Raw genomic sequence first — 17,632 nt, 5'->3', positions numbered from 1 at the left:
AATGACTTTGAGACCGAGGCTTTGCCTGGCGCGCTACCGCAGGGCATGAACAGCCCGCAGCGCTGCAACTATGGCCTCTACGGCGAACAGCTCAGCGGCACGGCCTTCACCGCCAACCCACCCGAGCGGACGTGGTGCTATCGCATTCGCCCGTCAGTCAAGCATTCGCATCGCTATGAGAAAATCGACCTGCCCTATTGGAAATCCGCGCCTTGTATCGACCCGGATGTGATCAGCCTGGGCCAGTATCGCTGGGACCCGGTTCCGCATTCTGACGCCCCTTTGAGCTGGTTGACCGGAATGCGCACCATGACGACGGCGGGGGATGTGAACACGCAGGTCGGCATGGCCAGCCATGTCTATCTGGTCACCGACTCGATGGTGGATGACTATTTCTTCTCGGCCGATTCCGAGCTGCTGGTGGTACCGCAAGACGGCCGCCTGCGCTTTGTGACCGAGCTGGGGATCATAGATCTGGAGCCACAGGAAATCGCGATCCTGCCGCGCGGGTTGCTCTACCGTGTTGAAGTGCTGGAAGGTCCGGCACGCGGATTTGTCTGCGAGAATTACGGGCAGAAATTCGAACTGCCGGGCCGCGGACCGATCGGTGCCAATTGCATGGCCAATCCGCGCGATTTCAAAGCACCCGTCGCGGCGTTCGAGGACCGAGAGGTGCCCTCAACCGTGACGATCAAATGGTGCGGGCAATTCCACGTCACTCAGATCGGTCATAGCCCGCTGGACGTGGTGGCATGGCACGGCAACTATGCACCTTACAAATACGACCTGCGCACTTACTGCCCTGTCGGAGCGATCCTGTTCGACCACCCGGATCCGTCGATTTTCACCGTCCTGACAGCCCCATCGGGCCAGCCAGGCACGGCCAATATCGACTTCGTCCTGTTCCGCGAACGTTGGATGGTGGCCGAAGACACCTTCCGCCCGCCGTGGTACCACAAGAACATCATGTCCGAGCTGATGGGCAATATTTACGGCCAGTATGACGCCAAACCTCAGGGCTTTGTTCCCGGCGGCATGAGCCTACACAACATGATGATCCCGCATGGTCCGGATCGCGAAGCGTTCGAAAAAGCCTCAAACGCCAATCTGGGGCCGGACAAGCTGGACCACACGATGTCCTTCATGTTCGAAACCCGCTTTCCACAGCATCTGACTGCCTTCGCCGCAACCGAGGCCCCTTTGCAGGACGACTATATTGACTGCTGGGCCTCGCTTGAGAAAAAGTTCGATGGAACGCCGGTAAAGAAATAACCTGCCATGAGCTTTGATATCTGGATCACCTATGTCGCCACCGTCCTGCTGCTGATGAGCACTCCAGGACCAAGCCAGCTTCTGATGCTGTCGAACTCGGCCACCAACGGGCTGCGCCGGGGCGTGTTCACGGCTGCTGGTGATCTGACGGCGAACCTGTTGCAGATGTTGGCAGCGGGTCTCGGGCTTGCCGCGATTATTGCGGCCTCGGGCACCGCGCTCGCTGTGATCAAATGGCTGGGCGTCGCCTATCTGGTCTTTCTCGGCGTCAAAGCGATAATCAAAGCCAAACCTCAAGCAGCGCAAACCGCGCAGTTGGCTAGCCGCAAAACCTTGTGGATGCAGGGCTTCATCACCTCAGCCGCCAATCCCAAAGCAGTTGTTTTCTTTGCTGCTCTGTTTCCGCTGTTCATCGACGGCGCGCTGCCCTTCTGGCCGCAATTCGCGATCCTCTCGGCCACCTATCTGATCATGGACGGGTTGTTTCTGACCGCCTACGGAGCAAGCGCCAGTTGGTTAGCAACGCGGTTCAAAGGGTCTGCGCGGCTCTGGCTGGATCGCGCGGGTGGCGGGTTCATGATTCTGGCTGCCTTTCTGCTGGGGCTGAAGTCCCTGCGAGACGCTCAATAAACCAAACAAGGATCAAAAGATGCCTTTGCTGAAATCCTGGGTCGCCTCGGCCAATGACGCGACCCATCCATTTCCGTTGAACAACCTGCCCTACGGGGTGTTTGCCCTTGGCGACGATGAGCCCAGATGCGGCGTTGCCATTGGGGACATGATCCTCAATGTCACCGCAGCTGAGGCCGAAGGGCTCATCACCCTGACCGATGAGCCGCTGTTTGACCTACCCTTCTGGAACCCACTGATGGAGCAAGGTCCTGCCGTCTGGGCCGCCCTGCGCGACCGCCTGACGGCGCTTCTGTCCGAAGGCGCGGCGGAACGAGAGGCGGTGGAGCCCTTGCTGGTACCGCAAAGCGCGGTTGTCATGCACATGCCCTTCGCGGTCAGCGAATACACCGATTTCTACGCAGGTCGGCATCACGCCTTCAACGTCGGTTCGATGTTCCGGGACCCCGAGAACGCGCTGCCTCCGAACTGGCTGCACATTCCCATTGGGTATAATGGCCGGGCCTCCTCGGTCGTCGTATCCGGTACGGATATCCGCCGCCCGTGGGGTCAGCTGAAGTCGCCCGATCAGGACAAACCCACCTTCCTGCCCAGCCGCCGCTTCGACTTTGAGCTTGAGATGGGGGCAATCGTTGGCACGCCGTCCGACGGCCCGATCTCGGTGCAGCAGGCGGACGATCATATCTTCGGCTACGTTCTGCTGAACGACTGGTCCGCCCGGGATATTCAAGCGTGGGAGTATCAGCCCCTCGGGCCGTTCCAAGCCAAGGCCACGGCCACATCAATCAGCCCTTGGATCGTAACCAAACCGGCGCTGGAGCCGTTCCGCTGCGACACCCCCGAACGCGAATTCGAGTTACTGGATCACCTGAAGGATTGCGGCCCGATGCTCTATGACCTTTCGCTTGAGGTGACGCTGGCCCCCGAAGGACAGGCGGCGACCAAAATCACCCGTACGAACTACAGCGAAATGTACTACTCCGCCGCGCAACAACTGGCTCATCACGCCAGTTCGGGCTGCCCGATGAATACCGGTGATCTGCTGGGGTCCGGCACGATTTCCGGGCCGACGCGCGATACCCGAGGTTCGCTGCTGGAACTCAGCTGGGGCGGCAAATACCCCTTGAGCCTTGAAACCGGTGAGGCCCGCAGCTTCCTTGAGGACGGAGACACGCTCACGCTGTCCGGCTCTGCAAAGGGGGATGGCTATACAATCGGGTTCGGGACATGCCATGGCACTGTAATACCAGCGCTGGAAGACCCTCTCAAACCCTGAGCCATGCCGCACAGCACCTGTGTGCCGAGGTTGGTAGGATTGAGGGCCAAGACCGCCTAGGTTCATTGCATCCAAGCAATGAGGACCCCGATGTCTGAGATCTCCGGCTATCACGCCCATGTCTATTTCGACGCCGACACACAGGATTTAGCGCAACAAATCTGCGAAGAGGCGGCCCGCCTCTTCCCGGTGCAGATGGGACGCATGCACGCGCGCCCGGTTGGCCCGCATCCGAAGTGGAGCTGCCAGCTGGGCTTTGCCGCCGACGCGTTCGATCAGGTTATTCCGTGGTTGATGCTCAACCGGCAGGGCCTGACTATCTTCACCCATGCTGAAACCGGCGATCATCTAGCCGACCACCGCGATCACGCCTTGTGGATGGGAGAGCTTTTGGATCTGGACCTGTCGATTTTCGACAAGGCTTAGTCCAACGCCCGCGCCTGATCCCGCAGCACGAATTTCTGAACCTTGCCGGTGGATGTCTTGGGCAAAGTCCCGAACACCACGGTCTTGGGCGCTTTGAAATGGGCCATGTTGTCCCGGCAGAACGCAATCAGATCGGCTTCGGTCGCGCTGGCCTCTGGCTTTAGTTCAACGAAAGCGCAGGGGGTTTCACCCCATTTCTCATCCGGGCGGGCAACCACTGCGGCCTCCATAACGGCAGGGTGCTTATAGAGGACACCTTCAACCTCAACGGATGAGATATTCTCACCGCCCGAGATGATGATGTCCTTGGATCGGTCCTTCAGCGCGACATAGCCATCAGGGTACATCACCCCCAGATCGCCCGAGGCAAACCAACCGCCGTTGAACGCCTTTTCGGTGGCATCGGGGTTCTTGAGGTAGCCTTTCATTACCACATTGCCCTGCATGAAGATCTCTCCCATGGTTTCGCCATCGGCGGGCACAGGCTCCAGCGTTTCGGGATCGGCCACCATCAGGCCCGAGAGCGCCGAATAGCGCACGCCCTGACGCACCTTGAGGGCGGCCCGTTCGGCTGGGTCCTTCTGGTTCCATTCATCCTTCCATGCGCAGACGACTGAAGGGCCGTAGGTCTCTGTCAGGCCGTAGACATGGGTCACCTCGACGCCCATTCCCTCCATCGCTTCGATTACAGCGGCGGGTGGCGGGGCACCTGCGGTCATTACCTTGATTTGGTGGTCGAAATCTTTCAGGTGGTCAGGAGCATGTGCCAGCATGTTCAAAACGATGGGCGCGCCGCAGAAATGGGTGACTTTCTCCTCCCGGAAGGCGGCGTAGATCGGCTCGGCCCGAACCGCACGCAAGCAGACCGAGACCCCGGCATTCAGCGCCATGGCCCAGGGGAAACACCAGCCATTGCAGTGGAACATCGGCAGGGTCCACAAATAGACCGAGTGCTTAGGCATACCCCAATCCAGCAGATCGGACTGCGCGTTCAGGGCCGCGCCCCGGTGATGATAGACCACGCCTTTGGGGTTGCCGGTCGTGCCAGAGGTATAGTTTAGCGTAATCGCATCCCACTCATCCGCGGGCAGATACCAATCGAACTCCGGATCGCCTTCGTTCAGCAGGGCGTCATAGGTCAGGCTGCCAAGGCGTTCGCCACCATCAAAGCTAGGATCTTCGATATCGATCACCAGAAGGTCATGATCGACCTGCGGCAGCGCCTCTTTGACGACGGCGGAAAACTCGGGGTCGACCAACAGCACCTTGGCCTCGGCGTGGTTAAGGATGAAGGCGATGATCGGCGCGTCGAGGCGCGTGTTGATCGCGTTCAGAACAGCGCCGGCCATGGGAATACCGAAATGGGCCTCATAGAGCTCGGGGATGTTGGCGGCGATGATCGAGACGGTATCGCCCTTGCCCACCCCACGGGCCGTCAGGGCGCTGGCAAGACGGCGGCAGCGCTCATAGGTCTGCGCCCAGCTGTAGCGGCGGTCTCCATAGACGACGGACGGATAGCCGGGGTACACCGCCGCCGTCCGTTCAATGAAGCTGAGCGGGGATAGCGGCGTGTAATTCGCACGGTTCTTATCCAGATGACGCTCATACATATTGGCTGCTTGCATCCGCCAACCCTCCCAATTCGCGTGTGTCGCCACATGACCATAAACACAAGGCTGTGACCATCTTGTAGAAATACGACAACTGGCGGGGCTCTGGCGATACGCTATGATGACATCTGGCCCTATATTCGCGACCCCATTCGCGGTGATCTGGGCCATCGCAATTACTTGCTATCGTGGGACCGATCCCACAATCTGCACACCGCATCAGACTGAAAGGACATGTCATGGACGGCACGTTCAACGAAAACGATCTTTCCCGCGTGGTCGAGGCCGACCGCGCCCATATCTGGCACCACCTGATCCAGCATAAACCCTTTGAAACAAACGATCCCCGCATCATTGTCGAAGGCAAAGGCATGCGTGTCTGGGACCAGAAAGGCAAAGAGCATCTGGATGCGGTCTCTGGCGGCGTCTGGACGGTGAACGTCGGCTACGGCCGCGAATCCATCTGTAAGGCGGTCTATGACCAGCTTATGAAGCTCTGCTATTTTGCGAATTCGGCAGGGTCGATTCCCGGATCTATCTTCGCGGAAAAGCTGATCGAAAAGATGCCAGGCATGAGCCGGGTTTATTACACCAACTCGGGCTCCGAGGCGAACGAGAAAGCCTTCAAGATGATCCGTCAGATCGCGCATAAGCGCTATGGCGGCAAAAAGACCAAAATCCTGTATCGCGATCGCGACTATCACGGCTCGACTCTGGCTGCGATGTCAGCGGGTGGTCAGGATGAGCGCAACGCGCAATACGGCCCGTTTGCTCCGGATTTCGTACGCGTTCCCCATTGCATGGAATACCGCAAGCACGAACTGAACGGCGCGCCGGAGGAAAACTTTGGCGAGTGGGCCGCCGACCAGATCGAAGAGGTCATCCTGCGCGAAGGGCCTGACACCGTTGGCGCGCTGTGCCTAGAGCCGGTAACCGCAGGTGGCGGTGTGATCGAAGCACCCGAAGGCTACTGGCAGCGCGTTCAGGAGATCTGCAAGAAGTACGACGTGTTGCTGCATATTGATGAGGTCGTGTGCGGCGTCGGTCGGACAGGTACTTGGTTCGGCTACCAACAGTATGGCGTGAAGCCTGACTTTGTCACCATGGCCAAAGGCGTTGCCTCGGGTTATGCGGCCATCGCCTGTCTGGTTACCACCGAAGAGGTCTTTGACATGTTCAAAGACGATGCGGCGGATCCGATGAACTACTTCCGCGACATCTCGACCTTCGGGGGCTGCACCGCTGGTCCGGCGGCTGCGATCGAGAATATGCGCATCATCGAGGATGAGAACCTGCTGGGCAACTGCGTCGACATGGGCGATCGCATGATGGGTAACCTGCAAGCGCTGATGGAGAAGCATAAGGTCATCGGTGATGTACGCGGCAAAGGCCTGTTCCTAGGTGCTGAACTGGTTGCAGACCGCTCAACACGTGAACCGATGGACGAAAAGAAGGTACAGGCCGTTGTGGCAGACTGCATGGCGCAGGGTGTCATCATCGGCGCGACCAACCGCTCGCTGCCGGGTCGCAACAACACGCTGTGCTTCTCGCCTGCTCTGATCGCGACGGCGGATGATATCGACCAGATCACCGATGCGGTCGACGGCGCGCTGGGGCGTGTGTTCGGCTAGAGAATGAAAAACTGGAAACCGGGCGATCCAGCGCCGGTTTCCCTTCCTCTGAGCCGCAAGGCTTTTTGCGAACCAGACCATCAGACACACCTCTTGCTCTTGCGTATCAACCGGCGCAGACTTGCATGCAGAGGAGTGTACCATGACACCCAAAACCTCAGACACGGAACCGTCGGGCGATTTGGCATCGCCGCAAGGTGCAGCGCTCAAGGTCAACACAGTAAGCGCGCAGGATATCAAAGACTCGCTGAAGGCGGGCGTGGCGGACTTTCTGGCCTGCCCTGTCATGAGCGGGTTTTTCGGCCTGTTTTATGCCGTTTTTGGCCTTGTCTTTGCGTGGTGCCTGATCTGGCTCGGCAAGGTCTGGATGATTATTCCGGCCATTGTGGGCTTTCCACTTGTCGCGCCCTTTGCCGCTGCCGGGCTCTATGAAATGTCTCGACGATTGCAGAACGGGGAACAGTTCGGCTGGTCCGATATCCTGACGGTGATGGCCAATCAACGCAAACGCGAGATGGGCTGGATGGCGTTTGTCACCCTGTTCATTTTCTGGGTGTGGGTCTACCAGGTGCGCCTTTGGTTGGCGATCATCCTGCAAAATGCCTCCTTCTCGGACTTTGGCGGGTTTCTAAACACCGTCTTCTTCACGCCCGAGGGCTGGACCTTTCTGGCCATTGGCACCTGTATCGGCGCGGGCCTGTCGGCCGGGCTGTTTTCGGTCACCGTTGTCGCAATGCCGCTGCTTCTGGACCGAGAGACCAACTTCGTATCAGCCATGTTGACTTCGATCCGGGTCGTCACCGAGAACCCGGTGGTGATGCTGGGTTGGGCAGCAATCATCTCGGTAACCATGCTGCTCTCGCTGATCCCGGCATTTCTGGGACTGATTTTCACCCTGCCGATACTTGGCCACACCACGTGGCACCTATATCAGCGCGCCGTTCCTCCGGCCGAGGATTGAACGAGACCCTTGTGAGGGACAGGCCCATCCGAAACAAAAAGGGCCGCCCCAAATGGGACGGCCCTTTGTTCACTGTCTCTCTTTTCAGAGATCAGGCAGCCAGAGCGGCCTGAGCTTTGGCGACGATCGCACCGAACGCTTCCGGTTCGTGTACGGCCAGGTCAGCCAGAACTTTGCGGTCCACTTCGATACCGGCCAGGTTCAGGCCGTTGATGAAGCGGGAATATGTCAGAGCCTCGTCATGCGAACGGACAGCAGCGTTGATACGCTGGATCCACAGAGCGCGGAAATTGCGCTTGCGGTTCTTACGGTCGCGAGTTGCATACTGGTTGGCCTTGTCGACGGCCTGACGAGCAACTTTGAAGGTGCTCTTGCGGCGGCCATAGTAACCTTTGGCGGCCTTGATGACCTTCTTGTGACGGGCGTGAGTTACGGTTCCACCTTTAACGCGGGACATCTCTTAATCTCCTCTTAGCGGTCGTAGGGCATGTAGCCCTTGACGATCTTGGCGTCGGGGGCGGACAGGGTGGTGTTGCCACGGGCATCGCGGATGAATTTCTTGGTCCGCTTGATCATGCCGTGCCGTTTGCCGGCCTGGCCAGCAAGGACCTTACCGGTCGCAGTCACCTTGAAGCGCTTCTTGGCGCTCGACTTGGTCTTCATCTTAGGCATTTCCGTCTCCTTTCAGGGTTCGGTACAAAACGCGACTCGGCATGCCATCTCGGCCGGTCACGCGATCAGATGCGCCGTTTACGCAAGTTCGGTCATACTGGCAAGGGGGTTTGGCCCAGAATCTGCGCTTTTCGCAGTGGCCTTGGCACCGGGGCAGCACAGGGCCGCCCCGGTGAAGTGTTTAGTGGCTAAATTTGCGGATTTCGCCGCTCTTCAGACGTTCGGAGTAGGACGCCAGCTCCTGACGCACCACTTTCATCAGGAAGTAGAGCGCAAAGACGTTCACAACCGCCATCGCAAAGATCGCCGCATCCGAGAAATCGATGACCGGGCCAAGGTTGGCCGCCGCACCGATGACAACGAAGATGCAGAAGATGATCTTGAAGACCAACTCTTTGGTGTGGCCTTCGCCGAACAGATAGGTCCATGCCTTGAGGCCATAGTAGGACCAGCTGATCATGGTCGAGAAGGCAAACAGAACCACGGCAATCGCCAGAATGAACGGGAACCAGCTGAACGCGCTGCCGAAGGCCGCCGAGGTCAGGCTGACGCCGGTATTGCCGTCGACCGTTGCAATCGCATTGCCCGCTTCGTTCAGCATGTAGTTGCCGGTTGCCGGATCAACGATCAGCTGCTGGGTGATGATGATCACCAGCGCAGTCATGGTACAGATCACAACCGTGTCGATGAACGGCTCAAGCAGCGAGACGAAGCCCTCGGTGATCGGTTCTTTGGTCCGTACGGCTGAGTGCGCAATCGCCGCGGAACCCACGCCTGCTTCGTTCGAGAACGCCGCACGACGGAAGCCCTGGATCAGCGCACCGACCATACCGCCAGCAACGCCGAGACCGGTGAAAGCACCTGCGAAGATCTGACCAAAGGCCCACCCGATCTGGTCTGCATGCATCAGGATGATAACCAGCGCCGCCAGCACGTACATGACACCCATGAACGGCACGACTTTCTCGGTCACACGCGCGATGGATTTCAGGCCACCCACGATCACCGCAAAGACGATGCCCGCAAAGACCAAACCTGTGATCCAGCCTGGATAGTCTCCGATAATCCCAGCAATCTGCTGGTGCGCCTGATTGGCCTGGAACATGTTGCCCCCGCCCAATGCGCCAAGGATACAGAAGATCGAGAACAGCACGGCCAGGATTTTACCGCCCGGCAGGCCCAGTTCCGCAAAGCCCTTTGACATGTAATACATCGGGCCACCCGAAACGGTGCCGTCTTCATATTCATTTCGGTATTTCACACCCAAAGTACATTCGGTGAATTTCGACGCCATGCCCAGCAGGCCGGCGACGATCATCCAGAACGTGGCACCCGGTCCACCGATCCCGATGGCAACCGCCACACCGGCGATGTTCCCAAGACCAACGGTCCCCGACAAAGCGGTGGCAAGGGCCTGAAAATGGCTGACCTCACCCGCGTCATTGGGGTCGGAGTAATCGCCTTTAACCAAGCTGATCGAGTGTCCGAAGAATCGGAATTGCACAAAGGCAAAATAGAGCGAAAACACTGTGGCCGCGACGACCAGCCACCCCACGATCCATGGGAATCCAGTGCCCGGAAACGGCGCGAAGATAAAGCTAACGAAGGGGCCGGTAAAATCCGCGAAAGCCTGATTGATCTTCTCGTCCAGACCGGGCGCCTCTTGCGCGAAAGCGGGGCCAGACATCAGAGCCATGGTCGCACCAAGGCCCAGTTTTTGAAGCATATTCATCCTAATCCCTCCGCTCAGTTCACGACCGTGACAGGCACGTCGGCATGCATGACCAAGTTCTGAGTCGAGCTTCCAAACAGCCGTTTCTTGAACCCATCCGCCGAGGCGCGGCCGACGATGATCTGAGTGCCGCCGTTTTCGACCGTGATCGCGTTCAGCGTCTCGGCCACGTCGCCATGGCGCACGATGCCGTGCGCTTCGAACCCATCGGCCTTTAGCGCCTCAACCGTAGGGGTAATGATCCGCGAGGTGGCCAGTTCGACCTCTTCCTCGCGCCGCTTGTGCCGTTGGGCGTTTTCTTCCGGTGTTTGGAAAGTGAAAGGGGACCATTCGATGACATAAACAACCAGCATTTCGCATGAGCCAATCCGCCCAGCCAAATCCTTGGCAAAGGCGATAGCGCGCTCTCCGGTTTCTGTCCCGTCCAGTCCAATGACAATCTTTGTTGTCATGACGTTCCTCCATTTTTTTTCTGGTTTGACCGGGACCCGTGCCCCCGGTAGGGCGACCGGAACCTGGAACTATCTGAGATGATCGCCCTAAGGTTCAGTATCCGGCAAAATCACCAAAAAACAGAGGTATTTTTGCTGAATACAACCCTACGGGCATCTTCCCCTTGAAAACAAACAAGAAAAGCCGCCTAAAAATTAGGCGGCTTGAGAGTTCTCAATATGATCCTTCCTGAAATCCGGGCGAACTCATCCCGGATCGGTGTTGTAGATCAGCCGCTCATCACAAGGGGCAATACGCAGAATATTGGTAGTTCCGGGGACATTGAACGGAACGCCTGCGGTAACAACGATCTGATCGCTCTCGGCGGCGAAGCCCCCTGCGCGCGCGGCGCGGGCGGCATTGACCACGGCCCCTTTGAACCTCTCAAGCTCGGGCGTCATCACACAGTGACAACCCCAGCTCAGGCACAGACGGCGGGCGGTTCCCGTTGCTGGCGTCATGGCGATGATGGGGACGCCGGGACGTTCGCGCGCAGTCAACAGCGCTGTGGTGCCGCTTTGGGTAAAACAGCAGATCGCTTTGATGTCGGTCTTTTCCGCGATCTCACGCGCGGCTGCCACGATACCATCCGCGATGGTAGACCCTTTGGCAGTACGCGAGGCCGCGATGATCTGCGTGTAGGTCGGGTCGGCCTCGACCTCGATGGCGACCTTGTTCATGGTCTGCACGGCCTCGATCGGGTACGAACCGGCCGCAGATTCCGCGCTGAGCATGATGGCATCCGTGCCTTCGTAAATCGCGGTCGCAACATCCGAGACCTCGGCGCGAGTAGGCATTGGGCTTTCGATCATGCTCTCAAGCATCTGGGTCGCGACGATCACCGGCTTGGCCGCACCACGGCACTTACGGACCAGACGTTTCTGGATCGGGGGCACAGCCGAAACCGGCAGCTCAACCCCCAGATCGCCGCGCGCCACCATGATACCGTCCGACGCGTCGAGAATATCGTCAAACGCCTCAACCGCTGCGGGCTTTTCGATCTTCGACAGAATCGATGCTCGCCCATCCGCCAGCGCACGCGCCTCGAACACGTCCTTGGCCCGCTGCACAAAGCTGAGCGCCAGCCAATCCACGCCCAGTTGGCACACAAACTCCAGATCGTCGCGATCCTTGGCTGACAAGGCTGCCAGTGGCAGCAGCACATCAGGCACGTTCACACCCTTGCGGTTCGAAATCGTCCCTCCGACTTCGACAGTACAATTGGCGAAATCCTGACCGCAATCCTGCACGGTCAGACGGATCTTACCGTCATTGACCAGCAACCGCGCACCGGGTTCCAGCGCTGCAAAAATCTCAGGATGTGGTAGGCAGACACGGTTGATGTCTCCGGCCTCGGGGTCGAGGTCCAGCCGGAACGCGGCACCCTCGACCAGTTCTTCCGCATCATTGGCAAAAACCCCAACACGCAGCTTCGGGCCTTGAAGATCGGCCAGAATCGCGATCGGGCTGTCCAGATCCTTTTCCACCTGACGAATAATGCGATGCCGTTCACGGATCTCGTCATGGCTGCCATGGCTCATGTTCAGGCGAAAGACGTCGGCCCCGGCCTCATGCAAGGCCCGGATAGTGTCATAGTCATTGGACGCCGGTCCCAGCGTCGCCACGATTTTTACATTTCTAAGGCGTCGCACTGGTTTCGCTCTCCTCAATCCCACGGTGATGCGGCAATGTTACCGCAAACAGTATGTGGGTGGTTATTGCGCAATTCCCTTTTGGAAGCAACTGCCATACACCTGCCGCAAACTTGATGACAGGCAAATGACATACACTCCGTTTTTTATCCATGGCGAGGATCGCCCGTCCCGATGGCTGATCACCTGCGATCACGCGACCAACACCGTCCCCCCCGAAATCAACGGCGGGGATCTGGGATTGCCGCGCGAAGATATGGAACGCCACATCGCCTATGATGTCGGCGCCTACGAGGTCTCGAAACATCTGGGCGAGATCCTGAACGCGCCGGTCATCGCAGCCAATTTCTCGCGCCTTGTGATTGATCCAAACCGGGGTGAGGATGATCCGACCCTGCTGATGAAGCTCTATGACGGTTCGATCATTCCCGGCAATCGCCACGCTGATGCGACCGAGCGTGAACGGCGTTTGGACATGTGCTACCGCCCTTATCACGACGCGCTTGGGCGGCTGGCCGCCCTGCCCCATGCGGTGATTGTGTCGATGCACTCTTTCACCCGCCAACTCCGCGGTCGCGAACCACGCCCTTGGCATGTAGGCGTTCTGCACACCCCGGATGAGCGCTTCTCACGCCCTCTGATCAATCGCCTGATGGCCGAAGACGATCTGTGCGTCGGCGTGAATGAGCCTTATACTGGCGTTCTGCCCGGCGATGCCATCGACACGCATTGCACCTCACATGGTCGGCCAAACGCATTGATCGAGCTTCGCAATGATCTGATCGCGGATCACGCGGGACAGCGGGCCTGGGCAGAAAGGCTCGCCGTAATCCTACAGGATGCACTATCTGACAGCGGCCTTTGATCGCACGTTATTGTGACCTGCACCTTCAACCCCCACTTTGGAGACTGGGAAGGAGGCGACCATGACACAAGAGTTGCTGACAAGTTTTTTTGGCTGGATGGCGATACTGAACATCGCTGTTTTGCTGTTCACAACCGCTATGGTTGTGCTGCTACAGGACTGGATTGCAGGGGTTCATGCCAGAATGTTCCAAATGGAACGGCCTGATGTGAAGCGTGCCTATTTTCGGTATTTGGCCAACTACAAAATCCTCACGCTGATTTTCTGCGTCATTCCGTGGCTAGCCTTGAAACTGGCCTAACGCAGAGTCAGTTGAAAAGCCCTCTTCAGAGCGTTAATTCGGATACAAACCGCATCCACTTCTTCGGAGCCAGACCATGGACAAGCAAACCGAAATCGAACTTCAAGCCGCAGCATTCCGTCGGCTGCAAAAGCACTTGATGGAAGATCGCACGGACGTTCAGAATATCGACATGATGAATCTGGCAGGGTTCTGCCGCAACTGCCTGTCACGCTGGTATCAGGAAGCGGCCAACGACAAAGGCTTCGAGATGGGCAAAGACGAAGCCCGTCAGATCTTCTACGGCATGACCATGGACGAATGGAAAGCCAACTACCAGACCGAAGCCAGCCCCGACAAACAGGCCGCCTTTGAGGTCGCGTTTGAGGAAAATGTCACAAAAAAGGGCTGAAACCTTGACGCCAACAGGCCAATTACTCCGACTGATGACTAGTTCCCTTACGGCAGCACCCAAAAGCACACTGTGATTCATGCTCACATTTCTCGATTTTAGGTTGATGCTTAATAGCTAAAAAAGCCGTCTCCACTCCGCGTGCTTCCACAGTGCTTCCAGAGGGATTGGTACAAATAGAAACACCGCACTGAGGCGGCGCGTAAGCTGTTGTAATCTGACCCTAAAGCTGGTTGCGGGAGCAGGATTTGAACCTGCGACCTTCAGGTTATGAGCCTGACGAGCTACCGGGCTGCTCCATCCCGCGACACTTTGCGTTGGTCTACCGCCTATTCGGCTACTTGAGACCATTTGTTGGCCTACCGCTTACGCTACTTGAGGCCGTGTAGTGTTCTTCTGATCGTATTAGAGAGACTGTGGGCTTTTACTAGGTTTGGCGGTGACCTACTCTCCCGGGGCTTAAGCCCAAGTACCATTGGCGCGGCAGTGCTTAACTTCCGGGTTCGGGATGGGACCGGGTGTTTCACTTGCGCTATGACCACCAAACCGAGGAAAAGCCCATGTTGACTTTCTTGCTGTGCAAGAAAGCGACGAGGTGGCAGTTAGCGTATGTGCGTTGCCACTCGGTTGTGTTTTCAATCAACATCGCGGCTTGGCGCTACGACGTCATCCATTGTCAAGGTCGGTGTATGCTTTTGGTTTGATTTGTCTTTCTGTTACTGGATCAAATCAAGCCTATCGGGCGATTAGTACCGGTCAACTGAACGCATTACTGCGCTTACATCTCCGGCCTATTGACGTGGTGGTCTTCCACGGCCCTCAGGGAGACCTTGTTTTGAGGGGGGCTTCCCGCTTAGATGCCTTCAGCGGTTATCCTGTCCGATCATAGCTACCCAGCACTGCCGTTGGCACGACAACTGGTCCACCAGTGGATCGTTCACCCCGGTCCTCTCGTACTAGGGGCAACTCCTCTCAAGTCTCCTACACCCACGGCAGATAGGGACCGAACTGTCTCACGACGTTCTAAACCCAGCTCACGTACCTCTTTAAACGGCGAACAGCCGTACCCTTGGGACCTGCTCCAGCCCCAGGATGAGATGAGCCGACATCGAGGTGCCAAACACTGCCGTCGATATGGACTCTTGGGCAGTATCAGCCTGTTATCCCCGGCGTACCTTTTATCCGTTGAGCGATGGCCCTTCCACTCGGGACCACCGGATCACTATGGCCGTCTTTCGACTCTGCTCGACTTGTCAGTCTCGCAGTCAGGCTGGCTTCTGCCATTGCACTCAACGAGCGATTTCCGACCGCTCTGAGCCAACCTTCGCGCGCCTCCGTTACGCTTTAGGAGGCGACCGCCCCAGTCAAACTACCCGCCACGCAGGGTCCCGGGTCCGGATAACGGACCGCGGTTAGACATCAAGAGTGCGAAGGGTGGTATCTCAAGGGAGGCTCCACGGATACTTGCGTTTCCGCTTCAAAGCCTACCACCTATCCTGCACATCACAATCCTGATGCCAGTGCGAAGCTGTAGTAAAGGTGCACGGGGTCTTTCCGTCTAACCGCGGGAAGCCTGCATCTTGACAGGCAATTCAATTTCGCTGAGTCGATGTTGGAGACAGCGGGGAAGTCGTTACGCCATTCGTGCAGGTCGGAACTTACCCGACAAGGAATTTCGCTACCTTAGGACCGTTATAGTTACGGCCGCCGTTTACCTGGGCTTCAATTCAAGGCTCTCACCTCTCCTTTTAACCTTCAGGCACCGGGCAGGCGTCAGACCCTATACGTCGTCTTGCGACTTCGCAGAGCCCTGTGTTTTTAATAAACAGTCGCCACCCCCTGGTTTGTGCCCCCAGCCCCTAGTTGCCTAGGAACCGGGCCTCCTTCTCGCGAACTTACGGAGGTATTTTGCCGAGTTCCTTCAACATCGTTCTCTCAAGCGCCTTGGTATGCTCTACCAGTCCACCTGTGTCGGTTTAGGGTACGGTCTGATGGAGGGCTATTTCCAGGAACCACTCAGCAGCCCAATCAATCCGATAAGATTGAACTACACCTGTGATCCGTCACATCCTCCTGGCCTAGGAATATTAACCTAGTTCCCATCGCCTACGCCTTTCGGCCTCGGCTTAGGGGCCGGCTTACCCTGCTCAGATTAGCTTTAAGCAGGAACCCTTGGACTTTCGGCGAGAGTGTCTCTCACACTCTTTGTCGCTACTCATGTCATCATTCTCACTAGTGATCTCTCCACCGGATGGCTCACGCCCCGGCTTCATCGAAAGAACTCGATCCGTCATTACATCCAGGTGGATGCAAATACGGATGAGTTCTATGTCACACTACGCTCTGCTACCGATGCTTACGCATCCCTAGACTTCGGCTCATGGCTTGAGCCCCGTTACATCTTCGCCGCAGGACAACTTATTTAGACCAGTGAGCTGTTACGCTATCTTTAAAGGATGGCTGCTTCTAAGCCAACCTCCTGGTTGTTTTGGTCGTCCCACCTGCTTTCCCACTTAGCCATGAATTGGGGGCCTTAGTCGTAGGTCAGGGTTGTTTCCCTCTCCACTACGGACGTTAGCATCCGCAGTGTGTCTGCCATCTAGTACTCCCGGGTATTCGGAGTTTGGTTAGGATCAGTAAGCCTGTGGGGCCCCATTACCCATCCAGTGCTCTACCCCCCGGGGTATTCGGATGACGCTCTACCTAAATAGATTTCGCAGAGAACCAGCTATCTCCGAGTTTGATTGGCCTTTCACCCCTAGGCACAGCTCATCCCGATCCTTTTCAACGGATGTGGGTTCGGTCCTCCAGTAAGTGTTACCTTACCTTCAACCTGGCCATGCCTAGATCACTCGGTTTCGGGTCTGATCCCACGAACTCATGCGCCCTATTAAGACTCGCTTTCGCTACGCCTACACCTAACGGCTTAAGCTTGCTCGTGAGACCAAGTCGATGACCCATTATACAAAAGGTACGCCGTCAGATCTCGAGGATCCTCCGACTGATTGTAGGCGTTCGGTTTCAGGTACTGTTTCACTCCCCTCGTCGGGGTGCTTTTCACCTTTCCCTCACGGTACTGGTTCGCTATCGGTCAGCAAGGAGTACTTAGCCTTCGAAGGTGGTCCTCCGATCTTCAGACAGAATTTCACGTGTTCCGCCCTACTTAATACGTCCATCAAAGCTTCCTATACGGGGCTGTCACCCGCTATGGCCACGCTTCCCAACGTGTTCTAGTCACTTATCTGGCTCGGCTGGTCCCCGTTCGCTCGCCGCTACTAGGGGAGTATCAATTGATTTCCTTTCCTCCGGGTACTTAGATGTTTCAGTTCCCCGGGTTTGCTCTTAAAACCCTATGTATTCAGGTCTTAAGTACCTGTTTAAATCCGTTGTAATATTGCGGAGCAATTTACAACGAACTTTCAGGTGGGTTGCCCCATTCAGAGATCCATGGATCAAAGCTTATTCTCAGCTCCCCATGGCTTATCGCAGAGTATCACGTCTTTCATCGCCTCTTGCTGCCAAGGCATTCACCAAACGCCCTTCTCGCGCTTGATTTGATCCAGAAAGAGAAAGACACACGATATTTGTGCTACCGCCTATTCGGCTACTTGAGCACAAGTATGTCAATCGCGACCGCCCAGCTGGTAACTAAAGGCGATCTTTCTTCTGAACCAAAAGCATACTTTCCCGCCTTCCATCCTGGAACCCGCGCTGCCGATGT

General features: G+C 57.2%; 15 protein-coding genes, 1 tRNA gene and 2 rRNA genes. 9 read left to right on the top strand and 9 right to left on the bottom strand.

The features are described from left to right. The 4 genes from hmgA to ACP15L_RS22495 form a co-directional block, all read left to right on the top strand. A partial coding sequence (hmgA, locus tag ACP15L_RS22510) for a homogentisate 1,2-dioxygenase (RefSeq protein WP_425085851.1) occupies nt 1-1,272 on the top strand: 1,272 nt, incomplete at its 5' end. 6 nt (nt 1,273-1,278) lie between these two features. Next, nucleotides 1,279-1,902, top strand: a complete 624-nt coding sequence (locus ACP15L_RS22505) for a LysE family translocator (protein WP_425085850.1) — start codon at nt 1,279-1,281, stop codon at nt 1,900-1,902. Between the two features lie 19 nt (nt 1,903-1,921). After that, nucleotides 1,922-3,178 (top strand): fumarylacetoacetase, encoded by a 1,257-nt coding sequence (gene fahA, locus ACP15L_RS22500; protein ID WP_425085849.1) that lies wholly within the window; start codon nt 1,922-1,924, stop codon nt 3,176-3,178. Between the two features lie 90 nt (nt 3,179-3,268). Further along, a complete protein-coding gene (locus ACP15L_RS22495) occupies nt 3,269-3,604 on the top strand; it encodes a DOPA 4,5-dioxygenase family protein (RefSeq protein ID WP_425085848.1) in 336 nt (111 codons plus the stop codon). On the opposite strand, the gene ACP15L_RS22490 is transcribed toward ACP15L_RS22495, so the two are convergent. After that, nucleotides 3,601-5,229 (bottom strand): acyl-CoA synthetase, encoded by a 1,629-nt coding sequence (locus ACP15L_RS22490; RefSeq protein ID WP_425085847.1) that lies wholly within the window; start codon nt 5,227-5,229, stop codon nt 3,601-3,603. The genes ACP15L_RS22495 and ACP15L_RS22490 overlap by 4 nt on opposite strands. A 224-nt stretch (nt 5,230-5,453) precedes the next feature. On the opposite strand from ACP15L_RS22490, the gene ACP15L_RS22485 reads away from it, so the two are divergent. Together ACP15L_RS22485 and ACP15L_RS22480 are read left to right on the top strand one after the other, a co-directional pair. Then, a complete protein-coding gene (locus tag ACP15L_RS22485; protein WP_170693406.1) occupies nt 5,454-6,845 on the top strand; it encodes an aspartate aminotransferase family protein in 1,392 nt (463 codons plus the stop codon). A gap of 142 nt (nt 6,846-6,987) precedes the next feature. Further along, a complete protein-coding gene (locus ACP15L_RS22480) occupies nt 6,988-7,806 on the top strand; it encodes a DUF2189 domain-containing protein (RefSeq protein ID WP_425085846.1) in 819 nt (272 codons plus the stop codon). Between the two features lie 91 nt (nt 7,807-7,897). On the opposite strand, the gene rplT is transcribed toward ACP15L_RS22480, so the two are convergent. From rplT to pyk, 5 genes are all read right to left on the bottom strand, one after another. Next, the gene (gene rplT, locus ACP15L_RS22475; RefSeq protein ID WP_008756009.1) at nt 7,898-8,263 is read right to left on the bottom strand and encodes a 50S ribosomal protein L20; all 366 of its coding nucleotides are present in this window, start codon (nt 8,261-8,263) and stop codon (nt 7,898-7,900) included. 14 nt (nt 8,264-8,277) lie between these two features. After that, nucleotides 8,278-8,478, bottom strand: coding sequence for a 50S ribosomal protein L35 (rpmI, locus tag ACP15L_RS22470; protein WP_010443552.1), 201 nt, complete (start codon nt 8,476-8,478; stop codon nt 8,278-8,280). A 181-nt stretch (nt 8,479-8,659) separates the two neighbouring features. After that, complete coding sequence (locus ACP15L_RS22465) at nt 8,660-10,210, bottom strand: alanine/glycine:cation symporter family protein (RefSeq protein WP_425085845.1); 1,551 nt, start codon at nt 10,208-10,210, stop codon at nt 8,660-8,662. 14 nt (nt 10,211-10,224) lie between these two features. Next, nucleotides 10,225-10,662 carry a universal stress protein gene (locus ACP15L_RS22460; protein ID WP_425085844.1) on the bottom strand — a complete coding sequence of 146 codons (438 nt, stop codon included), beginning with the start codon at nt 10,660-10,662 and terminating at the stop codon, nt 10,225-10,227. A gap of 246 nt (nt 10,663-10,908) precedes the next feature. Beyond that, nucleotides 10,909-12,354 (bottom strand): pyruvate kinase, encoded by a 1,446-nt coding sequence (gene pyk, locus ACP15L_RS22455; protein ID WP_170475104.1) that lies wholly within the window; start codon nt 12,352-12,354, stop codon nt 10,909-10,911. Nucleotides 12,355-12,481: 127 nt separating this feature from the next. On the opposite strand from pyk, the gene ACP15L_RS22450 reads away from it, so the two are divergent. The 3 genes from ACP15L_RS22450 (at nt 12,482) to ACP15L_RS22440 (ending at nt 13,911) form a co-directional block, all read left to right on the top strand. Continuing rightward, the gene (locus ACP15L_RS22450) at nt 12,482-13,219 is read left to right on the top strand and encodes an N-formylglutamate amidohydrolase (protein WP_425085843.1); all 738 of its coding nucleotides are present in this window, start codon (nt 12,482-12,484) and stop codon (nt 13,217-13,219) included. A 61-nt stretch (nt 13,220-13,280) separates the two neighbouring features. Continuing rightward, nucleotides 13,281-13,520 (top strand): DUF6868 family protein, encoded by a 240-nt coding sequence (locus ACP15L_RS22445; RefSeq protein WP_425085842.1) that lies wholly within the window; start codon nt 13,281-13,283, stop codon nt 13,518-13,520. A 76-nt stretch (nt 13,521-13,596) separates the two neighbouring features. Next, complete coding sequence (locus ACP15L_RS22440) at nt 13,597-13,911, top strand: DUF1244 domain-containing protein (RefSeq protein WP_425085841.1); 315 nt, start codon at nt 13,597-13,599, stop codon at nt 13,909-13,911. A gap of 230 nt (nt 13,912-14,141) precedes the next feature. On the opposite strand, the gene ACP15L_RS22435 is transcribed toward ACP15L_RS22440, so the two are convergent. From ACP15L_RS22435 to ACP15L_RS22425, 3 genes are all read right to left on the bottom strand, one after another. Beyond that, a tRNA-Met gene (locus ACP15L_RS22435) sits at nt 14,142-14,218 on the bottom strand. 124 nt (nt 14,219-14,342) lie between these two features. Next, nucleotides 14,343-14,457 (bottom strand): 5S ribosomal RNA (rrf, locus tag ACP15L_RS22430). Nucleotides 14,458-14,636: 179 nt separating this feature from the next. After that, nucleotides 14,637-17,466, bottom strand: a 23S ribosomal RNA gene (locus tag ACP15L_RS22425). Nucleotides 17,467-17,632: the final 166 nt, after the last annotated feature.

This window comes from Ruegeria profundi, assembly GCF_049800715.1.
Lineage (GTDB): Bacteria > Pseudomonadota > Alphaproteobacteria > Rhodobacterales > Rhodobacteraceae > Ruegeria > Ruegeria profundi_A.
This window is presented reverse-complemented; position numbering and strand designations above follow the sequence as displayed.

Coding starts and splice junctions, on each gene's coding strand:
- ACP15L_RS22505 (WP_425085850.1), top strand. CDS start 1,279: ATGAGCTTTGATATCTGGATCACCTATGTCGCCACCGTCCTGCTGCTG.
- fahA (WP_425085849.1), top strand. CDS start 1,922: ATGCCTTTGCTGAAATCCTGGGTCGCCTCGGCCAATGACGCGACCCAT.
- ACP15L_RS22495 (WP_425085848.1), top strand. CDS start 3,269: ATGTCTGAGATCTCCGGCTATCACGCCCATGTCTATTTCGACGCCGAC.
- ACP15L_RS22490 (WP_425085847.1), bottom strand. CDS start 5,229: ATGCAAGCAGCCAATATGTATGAGCGTCATCTGGATAAGAACCGTGCG.
- ACP15L_RS22485 (WP_170693406.1), top strand. CDS start 5,454: ATGGACGGCACGTTCAACGAAAACGATCTTTCCCGCGTGGTCGAGGCC.
- ACP15L_RS22480 (WP_425085846.1), top strand. CDS start 6,988: ATGACACCCAAAACCTCAGACACGGAACCGTCGGGCGATTTGGCATCG.
- rplT (WP_008756009.1), bottom strand. CDS start 8,263: ATGTCCCGCGTTAAAGGTGGAACCGTAACTCACGCCCGTCACAAGAAG.
- rpmI (WP_010443552.1), bottom strand. CDS start 8,478: ATGCCTAAGATGAAGACCAAGTCGAGCGCCAAGAAGCGCTTCAAGGTG.
- ACP15L_RS22465 (WP_425085845.1), bottom strand. CDS start 10,210: ATGAATATGCTTCAAAAACTGGGCCTTGGTGCGACCATGGCTCTGATG.
- ACP15L_RS22460 (WP_425085844.1), bottom strand. CDS start 10,662: ATGACAACAAAGATTGTCATTGGACTGGACGGGACAGAAACCGGAGAG.
- ACP15L_RS22450 (WP_425085843.1), top strand. CDS start 12,482: ATGACATACACTCCGTTTTTTATCCATGGCGAGGATCGCCCGTCCCGA.
- ACP15L_RS22445 (WP_425085842.1), top strand. CDS start 13,281: ATGACACAAGAGTTGCTGACAAGTTTTTTTGGCTGGATGGCGATACTG.
- ACP15L_RS22440 (WP_425085841.1), top strand. CDS start 13,597: ATGGACAAGCAAACCGAAATCGAACTTCAAGCCGCAGCATTCCGTCGG.